Genomic DNA, 16,402 nt, shown 5'->3' with positions numbered 1-16,402 from the left:
ACTCTAAGTCAAGAAAAAATTGGAATTGAATTCATATTTCCTTTATGATAGACTATAATTATTCTTGATAAGAAGGAGAAATAATGACAGTTTTAGTTCCTTACAAACGTATGCCTATTTGGAATCAAGATACGGTTCCTCAACATTTTTTGACCAAGCACAATACCAAGGTGGGTACTTGGGCTAAAATCAAGGTTTTGAAAGGTCAGCTCAAGTTTGAGCCGATTTCAGATGATGATGAGATTTTGGGAGGATTTGTCTATGGTCCGACAGATGATGTTCCCTTTGTGGAACCGCAGGCTTGGCATCGTGTAACCTTGTTGACAGATGATACCGAGTTTTTCTTGGAATTTTTCTGTCAGCCAGAGGATTATTTTGCTAAAAAGTATGACTACACTCGGACGCATTCAGAAGTCTTGGAAGCTTTGAAGACTATTGAACCATGTAAGGTCTTGGACTTGGGCTGTGGTCATGGTCGAAACAGTCTTTACTTGGCTCAATGTGGTTTTGATGTAACGGCTGTGGATAAGGATGTGCCAAGTATCCGATCCCTTTTGCAGATCAAGGAAGTAGAAGATTTGGACCTGCAGGCTGGAACCTATGACATTAACTCAGCCAGTCTGGAGCAAGACTATGACTGGATTATTTCGACAGTTGTCTTTATGTTCTTGGAGCGTGACCGTGTACCAGTCATTATTCACAATATGCAGGAGCAGACACGACTTGGTGGTTATAATTTGATTGTGGCGGCCATGGATACGGAAGATGCCCCATGTCCTATGAATTTCTCCTTTACCTTTGGAGCGGGAGAATTGAAGGAATATTATGCAGATTGGGATTTGATTAAGTACAATGAAGATTTTGGTCAACTCCATAAACGTGATGAGAATGGAAATTTCCTTAAGATGCGTTTTGTGACAATGCTGGCTAGGAAAAAGTAGAGGGCTACCTCTATTTTTTGAAACATTTTTGTTTACAAATGTAGTCGGATGGTGTATAATTTGATTACAGATGTAGTCAAAAGGAGTGAATATATGAGAAATGCTACATATTCTATTGAAGGTATGACCTGTGCATCCTGTGCCATGACAGTTGAAAAGGCTGTTGGGAAATTAGCAGGAGTGGAGGAAGCTAGTGTCAATTTGGCGACTGAAAAATTGAGTGTCAGCTATTCTGAAAAGCTTTTGGGACTAGAGGATATTCGTCAGGCTGTTGAAAAGGCAGGTTACCATCTAGTTGATAACTTGGTGACGGAGTCCTACGATATTTCTGGCATGACCTGTGCATCTTGTGCTATGACGGTTGAAAAAGCTCTAGGCAAATTAGAGGGGGTAGAAGAGGTCACTGTCAATCTAGCAACGGAAAAAGCGACCATTCGCTATAGCCGTGATAGTCAGAATCCAGCCAGTCTTGAGAAAGCAGTTGAGCTGGCAGGTTATCAACTCATCAGACCAGAAGAAGTAGAGCAGTCGGTGGATAAGGGACCAAGCAAGGAAGAGATTCTTTGGAAACGATTTATCTGGTCAGCAGTTTTCACTTTGCCCTTGCTCTATATTGCTATGGGGCCCATGTTGCCTTTTGGTGGGCTTCCCTTGCCAGTTTGGCTTCATCAGCCACTTGTCTTTGCGGTCAGCCAAGTCGTCTTACTCTTGCCCGTTCTCTATATCGGACGCAGTTTTTTTCAAAAAGGATTTAAAACCCTCTTCCAAGGTCATCCCAATATGGATTCCTTGATTGCCGTTGGGACAGGGGCAGCTTTGCTTCAAGGGCTCTTGATGATTGCTTTTCTCCTAATGGGAAAAGAAGTAGCCATGCATGGTCACCATCCAGAGCTGTATTTTGAATCAGCAGCAGTCATTCTGACCTTGATTACCCTCGGAAAATATTTTGAAGTTAGAACGAAAGGTCAAACCTCTGAAGCTATCAAGAAGCTGATGGATTTGGCTCCCAAAACTGCCCAGGTTCTTCGGGATGGTCAAGAAGTCCAAGTTCCGATTGAAGAAGTAGTAGTCGGTGACCAAGTGATTGTCCGCCCAGGTCAGCAGATCCCAGTTGATGGTCAGGTTCTTGAAGGTCAGACACGTGTGGATGAATCCATGCTGACAGGTGAGAGTCTGCCAGTTAAGAAAGAGCAAGGCGACAATGTTTTTGGTGGTACATTGAACCAGCAAGGTGCTATTACTATGCAGGCCACTAAGGTCGGCCTAGATACGACGCTGGCTCAGATTATTCGCTTGGTAGAAGAGGCTCAAGGTTCGAAAGCACCTATCGCAAAATTGGCTGACCAAGTATCTGCGGTCTTTGTTCCAGTTGTCATGGGCTTGGCTCTTTTGTCAGGGCTTGCTTGGTACTTCCTCGGTCAAGAATCTTGGATTTTCTCCCTAAGCATTATGATTTCTGTATTGGTCATTGCTTGTCCATGTGCTTTGGGGCTTGCGACCCCGACAGCCATCATGGTTGGGACCGGCAAGGGTGCTGAAAATGGCCTCTTGTTCAAGTCTGGTCAAGCTATTGAAACCCTACAAAGTGTGAACACCATTGTCTTTGATAAGACAGGGACCATTACTGAGGGCAAACCGCAAGTGACAGACATTCAGATTTTGGCAGATCAGAGCCGTGAGCAAGTCCTCCAACTCGCAGCAAGTAGTGAGCAATTTTCGGAACATCCTCTCGCTCAAGCCCTCCTTCAAGCTGCTCAAACAGAAAAAATTGCTTTGTTGCCAGCTAGTGATTTTCAGGCACTTTCCGGTCGCGGTCTTTCGGTAACAATAGCCGAGCAGACTATTTATCTAGGAAATGAACGCCTCATTCGTGAGCAGGGAATTGATATTTCCCAAGGACTTGCAGTAGCAGAGAAATTTGCTCATCAAGCCAAGACGCCTGTTTTCCTAGCAAATCAAGAAGAGCTCTTAGCCGTCATTGCCATCGCCGATAAAGTGAAAGAGACCAGTCTTCAGGCTGTACAGGCTTTGCAAGCTATGGGATTAGAAGTGGTTATGTTGACAGGGGATAATGAAAAAACAGCGCAAGCCATTGCCAAGGAAGTCGGAATTGAAAAGGTTATCAGTCAAGTCTTACCAGATGATAAGGCTAACCAAGTCAAAGACCTACAAGAACAAGGAAAAACCGTTGCCATGGTGGGAGATGGTATCAACGACGCCCCAGCTCTCGCTCAAGCCCACGTAGGACTTGCTATTGGTTCGGGTACAGATATTGCTATTGAGTCTGCCGACCTAGTTCTCATGCATAGTGACATTTTAGATGTGGTCAAGGCTGTCCAACTGAGTCAGGCAACCATGCGAACCATCAAGCAAAATCTCTTCTGGGCCTTTGCATACAATGTGATTGGCATTCCTATCGCCATGGGTCTCTTACATGTATTTGGTGGACCTCTGCTCAATCCTATGTTTGCAGGTGCAGCCATGGCACTCAGTTCTGTGTCTGTTGTCTTGAATGCTCTTCGATTGAAAGGGTTAGATTTAAAAGACTAGCTCACAGAAAAGATAATCAAATTATTGGATATTCTTCTCGTAAACACTTACAATAGATATATTAAGTGCAAGGGAGATATTTATGACAACCTTTATTGGAAAACCAGTGACCTTGGTAGGTCCGCAATTAAGAGTGGGAGATACTGCCCCTGATTTTGTGCTCATGGCTAACGACTTGAGTCTGAAAAGTTTGAAGGACTTTGGCAAACAGACCAAGGTGATTAGTGTCGTTCCGTCCATTGATACAGGTATTTGCGACATGCAGACCCGTCGCTTCAATAAGGAACTGGCTGACCGTGACAATACGGTTGTCGTGACGATTTCAGCAGACCTGCCTTTTGCCCAAAAACGCTGGTGTGGTGCAGCTGGTTTGGAAGATGCCATCACCCTGTCTGATTACTATGACCATGCCTTTGGTAAATCCTATGGTCTGCTCATGCGGGAATGGAATTTGCTGGCGCGTGCGGTCTTTGTCCTTAATGCAGACAACCAAATCACCTATGTAGAATACCTGGACAATGTCAACGAACATCCAGATTATGAAGCGGCTTTGGAGGCTGTTAAATAAAAGAATATAACGGTGCCTGAATAGGCATCGTTTTTTGGTAGAATATTTTTGTCTAATTTGATATACTAAATTTATCAAAAACAAGGAGGGTCTTTATGGAAAAGACACAGATTATTCAAGACGTTTTGGCCCTCATTTACGACTTGAATCAGGTCTTTCAAGCAGACAAACGAGGGACAGTTGATGAACAACGGTTCCAGCATAATGTGACTGAGACGATACGCATATTGTCGGAGGCCAAGTCGGTCACCAATTCAGAACTGATTGCGATTGAGAAATTCTACCGTTCAACCAGTTTTTTGGTTGGACTGGGCGATCTGCGATTGAGTGAGAAAAGCAGGCAGGCTTGGAAGGCCTTTGACCGCTACTACTACCAAACGATCAGAGAAGAGTTAAAACTCTATGGTGGCTCTGCTATTGCCCAAGTATAATAGATGATCAGAGAGGGTGAGAATCCCTCTTTTGTGCTATAATAAGTAGTAAGAATACAGTTGTTAGGAAGAGAAGAAGAGAGGTGTGCCATGTCCTACATCCAAGTAAAGAATTCGTCAAAATACTACCAAATGGGGGATGCGACCATTGTGGCCAATGAGGGTGTGTCCTTTGAAATTGAGCAAGGTGAGCTGGTTATCATTCTTGGCTCGTCTGGTGCTGGCAAGTCCACTCTGCTCAATATATTAGGTGGTATGGACAGCAATGACGAGGGAGAGGTTTGGATTGACGGTGTGGACATTGCCAAGCTTTCAAGTCATGAATTGACCAACTATCGAAGAGATGATGTCGGTTTTGTCTTCCAGTTTTATAACTTGGTTGCCAATTTGACCGCCAAGGAAAATGTGGAGTTGGCGGCAGAGATTGTCAAGGATGCGCTTGATGCGAAGGAGGTTTTGGAACAGGTTGGACTTGGCCATCGTATCAATAATTTTCCAGCCCAGCTTTCAGGTGGTGAGCAACAACGCGTAGCCATTGCGCGTGCCGTTGCTAAAAAGCCTAAAATTCTCCTCTGCGATGAACCGACAGGAGCCTTGGACTACCAAACAGGCAAGCAAGTCTTGAAAATTCTTCAGAACATGTCCCGAGAAAATGGTGCAACGGTCATTATTGTGACACACAATAGTTCACTGGCACCCATTGCTGATCGTGTGATTCGGATGCGGGATGCGCGTGTGCATTCGGTAGAACTCAACCCGACTCCTCAGGATATTGCAGGTTTGGAATACTAGGAGGAGCCCATGAAACAAAAAATCTATTGGAAGGATATAGGGCAAGCGCTTCTTTCTTCCAAAGGGCGCTTTTTATCCATATGTAGCTTGATGATGCTTGGGGCTTTGGCCCTAATTGGATTAAAGGTCACTTCACCAAACATGGAAAAAACTGCCCAGACCTATATTGAAAAAGCTCAAACCATGGATTTGGCGGTTATGTCTGATATGGGCTTAGACGAGGCGGACATAGCAGAGCTAGAAACTATTGAGGGCGCCCAACTGGAGATGGGGGATTTTAAAGATGTTACCCTAGAAACCGACCAGCAAGCCATTCGAGTCTTTTCGAAACCGACAGCCATGTCCCTCTATCAAGTCCAGTCAGGACGCCTACCGCAGTCAGATGATGAAATCGCCCTCTCACCGTCCTTAGTCAAGGACTATAAGCTGGGAGATACCATTAGCCTAACCGAGCCTGACAAGAATGGGACAGTTCTGACAAAGACCAGCTTTACCCTTGTCGGCATAGTCACTTCAGCAGAAATCTGGGACAATGTTACCATGGGCATGGCTTCAAGTGGCAACGGACAACTGGCAGGCTATGCGCTAGTAGAGCCGACCGTGTTTGATTCAGAGGTTTATATGATTGCCCGCCTATCTTATAAGGATTTGGAAGGGATTCCCTACTATGACGAAAGATATGAAGAAAAAGTAGCTGTTTACCAGAGAGAACTAAATCAGCTTCTTGCTGATAATGGAAAAGAACGCTTAGCCAGTATTCAAGCACAAGGTCAGGAAGAAATAGAGACAGGTCAAGAAGAGCTTGCCACTGCCCAGACCGACTTGGCAACAGGGGAAGCAGAGTTGGGAAATAGCAGAGCAAATCTTCAAGCAGGTCAAGAACAGCTGGCGACTGCTCAAGCCCAATTAGTAGAAAAAGAAGCAGAGCTAGCAACTGCTAAAGCGACCTTGGACCAGACAAAAGCTAGCCTCGCACAAGCAAAGGCAGAACTGGATGCAACAAAAGCAAAACTGGATGCTACTGGTCAAGAATTAGCGACCAGTAAAACAAAATTGGAACAGGCTGCTCAAACCTTAAGCTCCACCAAGTCACAGCTAGAACAAACGCAGAGCCAATTAGATCAAGTGGCAGCCACCATTTCAGAAGGACATGCTAGCTGGTACCAAGCCCAGCAGGCTTTAGACCAACAGATTGCAGCCGCCCTTCAACCAGGTCAGACCTTATCAGACCATCCAGCCCTCCTCACAGCTCAGGAAGCACTTGATACAGAAAAAGCTAGATTAGATCAGGCACTAGCTGCCTACAATCAAGCTCAAGCTGAGTACCAAGCAGGCTATCAACTCTATCAGGAAAAAGCAAATGAATATCAAATCGGTTTAACCACCTATGAAACAAGCTATTCACTTTATCAGTCGGGGGTGGAGCAGTATCAAGCAGGCTTAATCCAGTATCAGTCGGGAGAAAATCAATACCAAACTGGTCTAGCAAGCTACCAGTCAGGTCTTTCCCAGCTAGAACAAGCCAAGAAGGAATTAGCTCAACAGACCACCCAGCTTAGTCAGGCAGAGAACCAACTAAACCAAGCCCAAGCAGATTTTAACGAACAAAAATCTGCAGCGGAAGAGGATATCGCTCAAGCTCAGGCTGACTTAGAGCAAGCCCAGACGGATCTAGACAATCTATCAGAGCCGAATTACCAGACCTATACCCGGTCGAGCCTATCTGGTGGAGATGGCTATACGACTTATAAGAATGCAACAGGAAGTATTGCAGCAGTAGGTAATGTCTTTCCTATTGTTTTATACCTAGTAGCAGCCCTTGTAACCTTCACAACAGTGACTCGCTTTGTGGATGAAGAACGAACTCAGTCAGGCTTGTTTAAAGCTCTAGGATATACAAATTGGCAAATTATGTTCAAGTTCGTTTTATACGGTTTGATTGCAGCTTTAGTCGGTACCTTAGTGGGAATTCTGGCTGGGAATTTCATCCTTTCCCCAATGATTAGTATTATTATTACCCAAAGTATGGTTATTGGAGATATCCAACAGCAGGTGTATCCCTTCTGGATTTTCCTCGCGTTGACTTTTGCACTTCTTTCAGCAGTTTTGCCGGCCTATCTAGTGGCTCGTAAGGAACTAAAAGAAAAGCCTGCTAGTCTCTTGCTTCCGAAGCCTCCTGTTCAAGGCTCCACTATTCTATTGGAACGCTTGCCATTTATCTGGAATCGTCTCAGCTTCACCCACAAGGTGACGGCTCGCAACATTTTCCGTTACAAGAAACGGATGTTCATGACTGTTTTTGGTGTTGCTGGCTCTGTTGCCCTTCTTTTTGGTGGACTAGGGATTCGCTCCTCTATATCAGGTGTGGTCGATAGCCAGTTTGGTGACATCATGCACTACGATATGATTGTGGTGGACAATAGCGGAGCTACTGAGGAAGAAAAGAATGCAGTTGATGACTTACTCACTTCTAAGGCAGTTGCCTCTTACCTTCCTATAGCTTATGAACAGTTGACAGAAGAGGTAGAAGGACTCAGCCAACCGTTGACAATCAGTCTATTAGTTACTGATAAAACCAACTTGTCCGACTATATCCAGCTCCGTCAGGCAGAAACAGGTGCCCTGCTTAGCCTGTCAGACAAAGGCGTCATTCTATCTAAAAAATTAGCTAGTTTGTATGGTGTCGCAGCAGGGGATGACTTGACTTTGACCCTTAATCAGCAGTCGGTTACTGTCAGAGTAGCAGGAGTATCGGAGCTTTACGCAGGTCATTTTATCTATATGACTGCAGCTTATTATGAGGAGGTGACTGGTCAGACTTATCAAGCCAATGCTAGCTTGGTTAAGACTTCCAAATCCTCTGCCAGTCAGGTGGAAGACTTAGCCGCTCAGCTATTGAACCAACCAGCCGTCGCAGCTCTGGTGCAAAATACATCTTTGGTAGCTATGCTGGAGACGGTAGCGGATTCGCTCCAGTCCATCATGATTATTCTGGTGGTCTTGTCTATTCTGCTTGGATTGGTGATTCTTTATAATTTGACCAATATCAATGTGGCGGAGCGGATTCGGGAGTTATCGACCATTAAGGTACTGGGCTTTCATAATCGTGAAGTAACATTGTATATTTATCGTGAGACCATTGCCCTTTCGGTAATTGGTGTCATTCTGGGTCTTTTTGGAGGGATTTTACTCCATCGTGTCTTGTTAGAGATGATTGGCTCTACGACCATCATCTTTAATCCAAGTGTAACACTAGAAGTCTATTTGATTCCGATTGTGGCAATCGTAGGTATTCTGGCAGGTCTGGGCTGGTACGTCAATTGCACCTTACGCAAGGTGGACATGTTAGAAGCGCTCAAGTCGGTAGAATAGGTCAAGTGTTTTCGAAAAATCCTAGTTGTGAACTGCACCCCAAAAGTTAGACAGAAAAAATCTAACTTTTGGGGTGCAGTTCACTGACTGGGATTTTTGCTTATTTCCAAGACTCCCAGATACCAAAACAGATAAAGCGTGCTATAATAGAGTCATGAAAAAAAATAAATTATTACTCATTGATGGCTCTTCGGTAGCCTTCCGTGCTTTCTTTGCACTTTATAATCAAATTGACCGTTTTAAGAGTCCGACTGGTCTCCATACCAATGCTATTTATGGCTTTAACCTTATGTTGGACCACATGATGAAGCGGATTGACCCGACCCATATTTTGGTGGCTTTTGATGCGGGCAAGACGACCTTCCGTACAGAGATGTATGCAGACTATAAGGCTGGTCGTGCTAAGACTCCAGACGAGTTCCGCGAGCAATTTCCTTTTATCCGTCAGATGTTGGATGCTATGGGGATTAAGTACTACGAACTAGCCCAGTACGAGGCAGACGATATTATCGGTACCTTGGATAAAATAGCAGAGCGGACAGAAGTGCCTTTCGATGTGACCATTGTCAGCGGTGATAAGGACTTGATTCAGCTGACTGATGAAAATACCGTTGTCGAAATCTCAAAAAAAGGGGTGGCCGAATTCGAAGAATTTACCCCAGCCTACCTCATGGAAAAAATGGGCATCACCCCCACTCAGTTTATTGACCTCAAGGCTCTGATGGGAGATAAGTCCGACAACATCCCAGGCGTCACCAAAATTGGTGAAAAAACAGGGCTCAAACTCTTGACTGAATTTGGCTCATTGGAAGGCATTTACGAAAATATCGATGGCATGAAGGCTTCTAAGATGAAGGAAAACTTGATTGCTGACAAGGAGAAAGCCTTCCTATCTCGGACACTTGCTACCATTGATACTCAAGCACCAATTGAAATTGGTTTAGAAGACATTGTTTACCAAGGTCCTAAGTTGGAAGAACTAGGTCAATTTTATGATGATATGGGCTTCAAGCAACTACGAGCTCAGTTAGGTACGACAAGCTCACAAGAGGAAGAAGTGCTTGACTTTCAAATCGTAACCGAAGTCACCCCAGCCATGCTTCATCAAGACCAATTTTTCTATTTTGAAATTTTAGGCGAAAATTATCACCGAGAAGATTTGGTAGGTTTAGCATGGGGCGATAAGGAGCAAATCTATGTCGGAGGACCAGAACTCCTCGATAGTCCAATTTTACGTGATTTCCTAGAAAATCAGGCCATTAAAACCTACGACTTCAAGCGTGGAAAGGTCCTTCTTAACCGAAAAGAGATCACACTACCTCCAGCTACTTTCGATAGTCGCTTAGCTAAGTACTTGCTTTCTACCGTTGAAGACAATGCTCTAACAACCATTGCCAACCTCTATGGTCAGACCAGTCTTATTCCTGATGAGGCAGTTTATGGCAAGGGTGCTAAATTAGTCTTGCCAGAACGCGAAGTTTTTTTCCCGCACCTGGCACGTAAGGTTCAGGTCTTGATTGAGACAGAAGAGCCAATGTTGGCCAAATTAGAAGAGAACCAGCAGTTAAATCTGTTGTTTGACATGGAATTGCCACTAGCAAATGTCCTAGCTAAGATGGAAATCGCAGGTATTAAGGTAGAAAAAGAAGCCCTTGTGACCATGCAGGCGGAAAACGAAGGCTTAATTGATCAGTTAACCAAAGAAATTTATGAACTGGCAGGTCAGGAATTCAATATCAACTCGCCCAAACAGCTGGGAACTGTTCTTTTTGAAGATATGGGCTTGCCATTGGAATTTACCAAGAAAACTAAGACAGGTTATTCAACAGCGGTAGATGTCTTAGAACGGTTGGCACCAATTGCTCCTGTCGTTTCCAAAATCTTGGAATACCGCCAGATTACCAAACTTCAATCGACCTACGTTATCGGTTTACAAGATGCTATTTTAGAAGATGGCAAGATTCATACCCGCTATGTGCAGGATTTGACCCAGACCGGTCGCCTGTCTTCGACGGACCCTAACCTGCAAAATATTCCTGTTCGTCTAGAACAAGGTCGTCTCATTCGTAAGGCCTTTGTGCCGTCGCTTGAAGATAGTGTGCTTTTGGCATCGGATTATTCGCAGATTGAGTTACGAGTATTGGCTCATATTTCCCAAGACCAACATTTGATTGAGGCTTTCCAGAATGGAGCGGATATTCATACGTCAACAGCCATGCGGGTCTTCGGTATCGAAAAGGAAGAAGATGTGACCGCTAATGACCGTCGCAATGCGAAAGCTGTAAACTTCGGCGTGGTCTATGGAATTTCAGATTTCGGTCTATCCAATAACTTGGGTATTACACGTAAGGAAGCCAAGGACTATATTGAGACTTATTTTGAGCGCTTCCCTGGTATAAAGAATTACATGGAAACCATTGTTCGTGAAGCGCGTGACAAAGGGTATGTAGAGACGATTTACAAACGCCGTCGTGAATTACCAGACATTAACTCTCGCAATTTTAATGTCCGTAATTTTGCGGAACGTACTGCTATTAACTCACCAATTCAAGGATCAGCAGCCGATATTCTGAAGGTAGCTATGATTAACTTGGACAAGGCACTTGTAGAAGCAGGGCTTGAAGCTAGAATGTTGCTCCAAGTACACGATGAAATCGTTTTGGAAGTACCACGGTCTGAATTAGAAACCGTTCGCCAGCTTGTTAAGACCATTATGGAAAGTGCTATTCAACTGGTAGTGCCATTGCTTGCAGATGAAAATGCAGGAGCGACCTGGTATGAGGCGAAGTAAGATTGGAGATTGTTCATGATTAGTTGGTTGAAAACGAGAAGCTTTAGAGAGCAGGTTTGGTCTGGGTTAGCTTGTATCCTATTAGGCATGTTCCTAGCTTGGATCACGAAAATCAATTATATAGCAAATCTTGGTTGTGCCTGCCATGCTCTAGTGATGTTGATGTTTCCAAAAATGCCCAATCGGACACGATTGACGGAGAAAGAAGAAAAAATCATCCGTTTGGTTTCCCTACTTGCTCTTATATTATTTCTGTTTGTGTTTCAATTTGATTTATCTTAATGGAGGAACTTATGACCTATTCATTTCAAAATCCATCACAAGAAGTCATTTTTGACTATCTCAAAACTGCAAAAACGATTGCAGTTGTTGGTCTTTCCAGTCGGGAAGAAACAGCAGCCTATCGTGTATCAAAACTGATGCAGGAAGCTGGTTACCGAATTATTCCAGTCAATCCTAGAGCTGCTGGACAAACCATTCTAGGAGAGCAAGTTTATGCACGCTTGCAGGATATCAAGGAATTGATTGATATTGTTGATGTCTTTCGCCGAAGCGAATTTTTACCCGAAGTAGCACATGATTTTTTAGAAACAGATGCTAAGGTCTTCTGGGCTCAGTTAGGGCTGGAAAATCAAGAAGCAGAGGAGCTTCTCCGCCAAGCAGGTCGCAATGACATTGTCATGAACAAATGCATTAAAATTGAATATTTGACCATGAAGGAGGGGGAAGATGGTAGATAAAAGACTGGAATGGGATCAATATTTTGGGGCCCAGGCTCTATTAATTGCCAATCGAGCAACCTGTAAACGTGCCAAAGTTGGCGCAGTGCTCGTTAAAGACAATAAAGTGGTAGCAACAGGATACAATGGTTCTGTTTCTGGAACAGAGCACTGCCTGGATCAAGATTGCTTGATGATTGATGGGCACTGTGCTCGAACGTTACATGCGGAAGTTAATGCTATTTTACAAGGAGCAGAGCGCGGGATTCCAAAAGGTTTTACAGCCTATGTAACGCATTTTCCATGTTTGAATTGCTCCAAGCAATTATTGCAAGTCGGTTGTAAACGCGTTGTTTATATTAATGAATACAGAATGGATGATTATGCGCGCTATCTCTATGAAGAAAAGAACTGTGAATTAATCCATCTTCCATTGGAAGAAGTCAAGCAGGCTATAGCTGATGCAGAATTTATCTAAAAAAGGGAGTGAGAAAGAACTCAATCGATCAAAAAAAGAGTTCGTTTTCTCACCCCCGCACAGTTGATTAGGTCAGATTTGGAGTATGAAATACGAACAAATCTGCCAATCAACCACTGCGCTGAGATGTTGACACGAACTCTGAGAAGCGAGACAGGACTTTTGGCCCAGCCTCTTTTCATATCTATTTTACACATCTTCTTCCCATTCTTGGAATGTTTTTTCCCATTTTTCATTAACGGAAGAAGCATCAACTTGACTAATCGCAGCTAGCATTTCATATGAAAGAGAAATAGAATTATCCTTGTTAACATCGAATACCAAATAGATATCTCGTAACTCTCCCCAAGTCATTCCTTTTAGACTAACACTTCCTTCTTCGCCTCCCACAGCTTCAAGATAATAAAGAAGGCGAACAAGTAAACTTTTATCCATATCACCCTCTGATTGTGCGATGGTTAGCTCTTCTTCTAATGGTTGGAAGAAGTCTTGGTAATTGTTGTGATAGGTTGCTTGAGCGTAGTATTGGAAACTATCAACGCCTGGTACACGAAGGTGTAAGTACACCTTCTGGTCTTCAAACTTGGAATAGACGACTTCATAAGCTGCGCTTTCCTGTAACGAATTGACATTGACTTTTAAAGCTTTGGGACCAACTTCAGAGAGTTTATAAGTTGTTCCTTGGTATTTCATGGAGTAGTCAATATCTACACCCATATTTTCTACAAACTCTGCAAATAGGTTTCTGTAAACATCGTTTTCTGAGGAGACGTTATAGGCTTTTCGAGTTGCTTGAAGGGTATTGTTAGAAATGTAAAATTCATCCACGATGGATAGTGCATTCAAAATAGCTTTGTCTTTTACCCCTTCCTTGTATTTCTGTAGCTGATCATAAGCATTTTTCCGCTCAGTGTCCTCTACGACAAGGTCTTTGGCATCTGCTGCTGGCTCTCCTGTAACGGTGTACCCGCTGTATGTTTTTGAGTAAGCTGCGGTATTTTCTGTGACATCAATCTCCTCGGTGGTAGGAGTTGTGGAAGTAGCTGAGGAGCTACAAGCAGTTATAAATGATAATGACAGAATACAACAGCTGTATAAAAATATCTTTCGCATATATGTTCCTCCTTAGTTATATTGTATCATTTTTTTTGAGGAAAATAGAAAAATTTTGTTGCCCCAATACAGTGTCAAAACCATCAGCAACTGTTTCTTGTGTTCGCTACGGACATTATGGTACAATAGGAACGTTATTAAGTCCCGAAAAGGCGACTGGAAAATGAGGTTGCGTACAATGGATGCAGTTTTTCCAATTTGCTCACTATTTCAATAGTCCGCAAATGGAATGACTTCTTTGCTCGAGATAGGTATCTCTCGCAAATCCCTCCTTTCAGTCGGTTCTTTGTAACCTAGTAACACTATATTATCAAGGGGGACATGTTTATGTCAGAACGTAAGTTGTTTACGTCTGAGTCGGTTTCGGAAGGGCATCCGGATAAGATTGCAGACCAAATTTCAGATGCGATTTTGGACGCTATTTTAGCAGAAGATCCAGAAGCGCATGTAGCCGCAGAGACGGCTGTTTATACAGGAAGTGTTCATGTTTTCGGTGAAATCTCAACTACTGCCTATATTGATATTAATCGCGTAGTACGTGATACGATAGCGGAAATTGGATATACTAAGGGAGAGTATGGCTTTGCTGCAGAATCAGTTGGTGTTCATCCATCACTAGTAGAGCAGTCACCAGATATCGCTCAAGGTGTCAATGAAGCTTTGGAAACTCGCCAAGATGCCAGTCAAGATCCATTGGATTTGATTGGTGCTGGTGACCAAGGTCTCATGTTTGGCTTTGCCGTTGATGAAACACCTGAATTAATGCCCCTTCCTATATCACTTAGCCATAAATTAGTTCGTCGATTGGCTGAGTTAAGAAAATCAGGGGAAATTAGCTATCTACGTCCGGATGCAAAATCTCAGGTAACAGTTGAATACGATGAGGAAAATCGCCCTGTTCGTGTAGATACTGTAGTCATTTCGACCCAACACGATCCAGAAGTTAGCCAAGAGCAAATCCGTCAGGATGTTATCGAGCATGTGATTAAAGAAATTATCCCAGCTCATTACCTTGATGACCAAACCCAATATTTTATTAACCCAACAGGTCGTTTTGTAATCGGTGGGCCTCAAGGGGACTCTGGTTTGACAGGTCGTAAGATTATCGTTGATACCTACGGTGGCTATTCACGACATGGTGGCGGTGCATTTTCTGGTAAGGATGCGACTAAAGTAGACCGTTCAGCATCTTATGCGGCTCGTTACATTGCCAAAAATATCGTGGCAGCCGGTTTGGCCAAGAAAGCAGAAGTACAGTTGGCCTATGCTATCGGTGTCGCTCATCCAGTTTCTGTTCGTATTGATACCTTCGGTACAAGTACAGTTGCAGAAAGCAAATTAGAAGCAGCTGTTCGCCAGATTTTTGATTTGCGCCCAGCTGGTATCATTCAAATGTTGGATCTGAAACGTCCGATTTACAAGCAGACAGCAGCTTATGGTCACATGGGACGTACAGATATTGATTTGCCATGGGAACGACTAGATAAAGTTGAAGCTCTGAAATCAGCCGTAGGCTAAATGCAGAGTAGGAAGTGAGAAAACCCGACAGCGCCGATGGCACTGCCGGGTTTATTCTTGGTCGTAAAGATTATAGTAGTGATAAATATTTTCTTTAATACTCTTCGAAAATCAAAATTTTCCGTTGTCAACTTTCCTTGATGAACTCCAGTTCTATCGTCGGATTCGTTTCTATACTACTTTTGATTTTCATTGAGTATAAGATCGTAAGTAATGTGATTGAAGCGCATTGTTTGGCTCAGTCTGATTTCCTTATTAAGGTTAAGGAAATTCAATCAGTGGAGAGATTTTATACTATTTCTCTATTTGAAAAAAGCGGGATGGTCGGCTATAATAGAAGAATTGATACTGAATAACTTTCTTTACATAAAATTAAAGGAAAATCAAAATGAAGAATTTTTTTACAAATCAACAAATTGAGCAAGCACCAACCTTGCCACTTGTTGCTCAAGTTTTAATTTTTATCGGATTAATACTTTTCGTATTATTGACTCTTCGAAACGGACAGAAAAAGGTTTTTCGTTATTTTTTTCTATATGCTCAAGCTATCCAGCTCGTGATTTTTAACAGTTGGCATTTGTTTGTAGCTTTTAGTTGGGAGTCTAGCTTGCCCCTTTTCCATTGCCGACTGGCCATGTGGGCCCTGTTACTTTTGCCAGACCAAAGTAAGTATAAACAGTATTTTGCACTTATGGGTTTATCTGGATCTATCTTAACCTTCGTCCATCCAGTTATGGATCATTATACCTTTCCACATATTACAGCCTTTAATTTTATTTTGAGTCATATCTTACTTTTCGCTAATTCTTTTATTTACCTTTACAATTTCTATGACAAAAAAAGATTGAGTATTCAGCAAATCACTATTTATACCTTTGTTATCAATGCTTTACTCTTGTTAGTGAATCAATTCACGGGTGGAAATTATGGGATTTTACGATCAACACCCTTTATTGCAGACCAATCCCTCTGGATTCGTTACGTGGTAGTATCTATCTGTTTGACGGCTAGTATGGTGGTGATTGATTTTGGAATTCGTTATCTACAGACCAATCCCGCTGGTATGGTAAAAAAATCAATTTAAGACCAAAACCGCTTTTGCTAAATTCAGGAAAATTCGATATAATTA

The 16,402-nt window shown here is 43.0% G+C and carries 13 protein-coding genes; 12 read left to right on the top strand and 1 reads right to left on the bottom strand.

The window, feature by feature from the left end:
- Nucleotides 1-83 precede the first annotated feature (83 nt).
- The 10 genes from tehB (at nt 84) to AC4CS8_RS06865 (ending at nt 12,642) form a co-directional block, all read left to right on the top strand.
- Nucleotides 84-941 carry an SAM-dependent methyltransferase TehB gene (gene tehB / locus AC4CS8_RS06910; protein ID WP_493892537.1) on the top strand — a complete coding sequence of 286 codons (858 nt, stop codon included), beginning with the start codon at nt 84-86 and terminating at the stop codon, nt 939-941.
- 93 nt (nt 942-1,034) lie between these two features.
- Nucleotides 1,035-3,491 (top strand): heavy metal translocating P-type ATPase, encoded by a 2,457-nt coding sequence (locus tag AC4CS8_RS06905; protein WP_493892536.1) that lies wholly within the window; start codon nt 1,035-1,037, stop codon nt 3,489-3,491.
- Between the two features lie 82 nt (nt 3,492-3,573).
- Entirely contained in the window at nt 3,574-4,059 is a 486-nt protein-coding gene (tpx, locus tag AC4CS8_RS06900) for a thiol peroxidase (RefSeq protein ID WP_493892535.1), read from the top strand.
- A gap of 95 nt (nt 4,060-4,154) precedes the next feature.
- The gene (locus AC4CS8_RS06895; protein WP_493892534.1) at nt 4,155-4,490 is read left to right on the top strand and encodes a helicase BlpT; all 336 of its coding nucleotides are present in this window, start codon (nt 4,155-4,157) and stop codon (nt 4,488-4,490) included.
- Between the two features lie 90 nt (nt 4,491-4,580).
- Nucleotides 4,581-5,282, top strand: a complete 702-nt coding sequence (locus AC4CS8_RS06890; protein ID WP_493892533.1) for an ABC transporter ATP-binding protein — start codon at nt 4,581-4,583, stop codon at nt 5,280-5,282.
- Nucleotides 5,283-5,291: 9 nt separating this feature from the next.
- Nucleotides 5,292-8,654, top strand: a complete 3,363-nt coding sequence (locus AC4CS8_RS06885) for an ABC transporter permease (protein ID WP_493892532.1) — start codon at nt 5,292-5,294, stop codon at nt 8,652-8,654.
- Between the two features lie 154 nt (nt 8,655-8,808).
- A complete protein-coding gene (polA, locus tag AC4CS8_RS06880) occupies nt 8,809-11,445 on the top strand; it encodes a DNA polymerase I (protein ID WP_493892531.1) in 2,637 nt (878 codons plus the stop codon).
- 15 nt (nt 11,446-11,460) lie between these two features.
- Complete coding sequence (locus tag AC4CS8_RS06875; protein ID WP_493892530.1) at nt 11,461-11,727, top strand: hypothetical protein; 267 nt, start codon at nt 11,461-11,463, stop codon at nt 11,725-11,727.
- 11 nt (nt 11,728-11,738) lie between these two features.
- Nucleotides 11,739-12,185 (top strand): CoA-binding protein, encoded by a 447-nt coding sequence (locus AC4CS8_RS06870; protein ID WP_493892529.1) that lies wholly within the window; start codon nt 11,739-11,741, stop codon nt 12,183-12,185.
- Nucleotides 12,175-12,642, top strand: coding sequence for a deoxycytidylate deaminase (locus AC4CS8_RS06865; protein WP_493892528.1), 468 nt, complete (start codon nt 12,175-12,177; stop codon nt 12,640-12,642). The genes AC4CS8_RS06870 and AC4CS8_RS06865 overlap by 11 nt, the downstream gene beginning before the upstream one ends.
- Before the next feature lie 189 nt (nt 12,643-12,831).
- Here the strand turns inward: AC4CS8_RS06865 and AC4CS8_RS06860 are convergent, their stop codons facing one another.
- Complete coding sequence (locus AC4CS8_RS06860) at nt 12,832-13,755, bottom strand: hypothetical protein (RefSeq protein WP_493892527.1); 924 nt, start codon at nt 13,753-13,755, stop codon at nt 12,832-12,834.
- Nucleotides 13,756-14,082: 327 nt separating this feature from the next.
- On the opposite strand from AC4CS8_RS06860, the gene metK reads away from it, so the two are divergent.
- Together metK and AC4CS8_RS06850 are read left to right on the top strand one after the other, a co-directional pair.
- Nucleotides 14,083-15,273 carry a methionine adenosyltransferase gene (metK, locus tag AC4CS8_RS06855; protein WP_493892526.1) on the top strand — a complete coding sequence of 397 codons (1,191 nt, stop codon included), beginning with the start codon at nt 14,083-14,085 and terminating at the stop codon, nt 15,271-15,273.
- A 388-nt stretch (nt 15,274-15,661) separates the two neighbouring features.
- Nucleotides 15,662-16,357 carry a YwaF family protein gene (locus AC4CS8_RS06850; protein ID WP_493892525.1) on the top strand — a complete coding sequence of 232 codons (696 nt, stop codon included), beginning with the start codon at nt 15,662-15,664 and terminating at the stop codon, nt 16,355-16,357.
- Nucleotides 16,358-16,402 lie beyond the last annotated feature (45 nt).

The organism is Streptococcus sp. NSSLK0004, assembly GCF_059039125.1.
This window is presented reverse-complemented; position numbering and strand designations above follow the sequence as displayed.

Coding starts and splice junctions, on each gene's coding strand:
- AC4CS8_RS06870 (WP_493892529.1), top strand. CDS start 11,739: ATGACCTATTCATTTCAAAATCCATCACAAGAAGTCATTTTTGACTAT.
- AC4CS8_RS06865 (WP_493892528.1), top strand. CDS start 12,175: ATGGTAGATAAAAGACTGGAATGGGATCAATATTTTGGGGCCCAGGCT.
- metK (WP_493892526.1), top strand. CDS start 14,083: ATGTCAGAACGTAAGTTGTTTACGTCTGAGTCGGTTTCGGAAGGGCAT.
- AC4CS8_RS06875 (WP_493892530.1), top strand. CDS start 11,461: ATGATTAGTTGGTTGAAAACGAGAAGCTTTAGAGAGCAGGTTTGGTCT.
- polA (WP_493892531.1), top strand. CDS start 8,809: ATGAAAAAAAATAAATTATTACTCATTGATGGCTCTTCGGTAGCCTTC.
- tpx (WP_493892535.1), top strand. CDS start 3,574: ATGACAACCTTTATTGGAAAACCAGTGACCTTGGTAGGTCCGCAATTA.
- AC4CS8_RS06905 (WP_493892536.1), top strand. CDS start 1,035: ATGAGAAATGCTACATATTCTATTGAAGGTATGACCTGTGCATCCTGT.
- AC4CS8_RS06895 (WP_493892534.1), top strand. CDS start 4,155: ATGGAAAAGACACAGATTATTCAAGACGTTTTGGCCCTCATTTACGAC.
- AC4CS8_RS06850 (WP_493892525.1), top strand. CDS start 15,662: ATGAAGAATTTTTTTACAAATCAACAAATTGAGCAAGCACCAACCTTG.
- tehB (WP_493892537.1), top strand. CDS start 84: ATGACAGTTTTAGTTCCTTACAAACGTATGCCTATTTGGAATCAAGAT.
- AC4CS8_RS06860 (WP_493892527.1), bottom strand. CDS start 13,755: ATGCGAAAGATATTTTTATACAGCTGTTGTATTCTGTCATTATCATTT.
- AC4CS8_RS06885 (WP_493892532.1), top strand. CDS start 5,292: ATGAAACAAAAAATCTATTGGAAGGATATAGGGCAAGCGCTTCTTTCT.
- AC4CS8_RS06890 (WP_493892533.1), top strand. CDS start 4,581: ATGTCCTACATCCAAGTAAAGAATTCGTCAAAATACTACCAAATGGGG.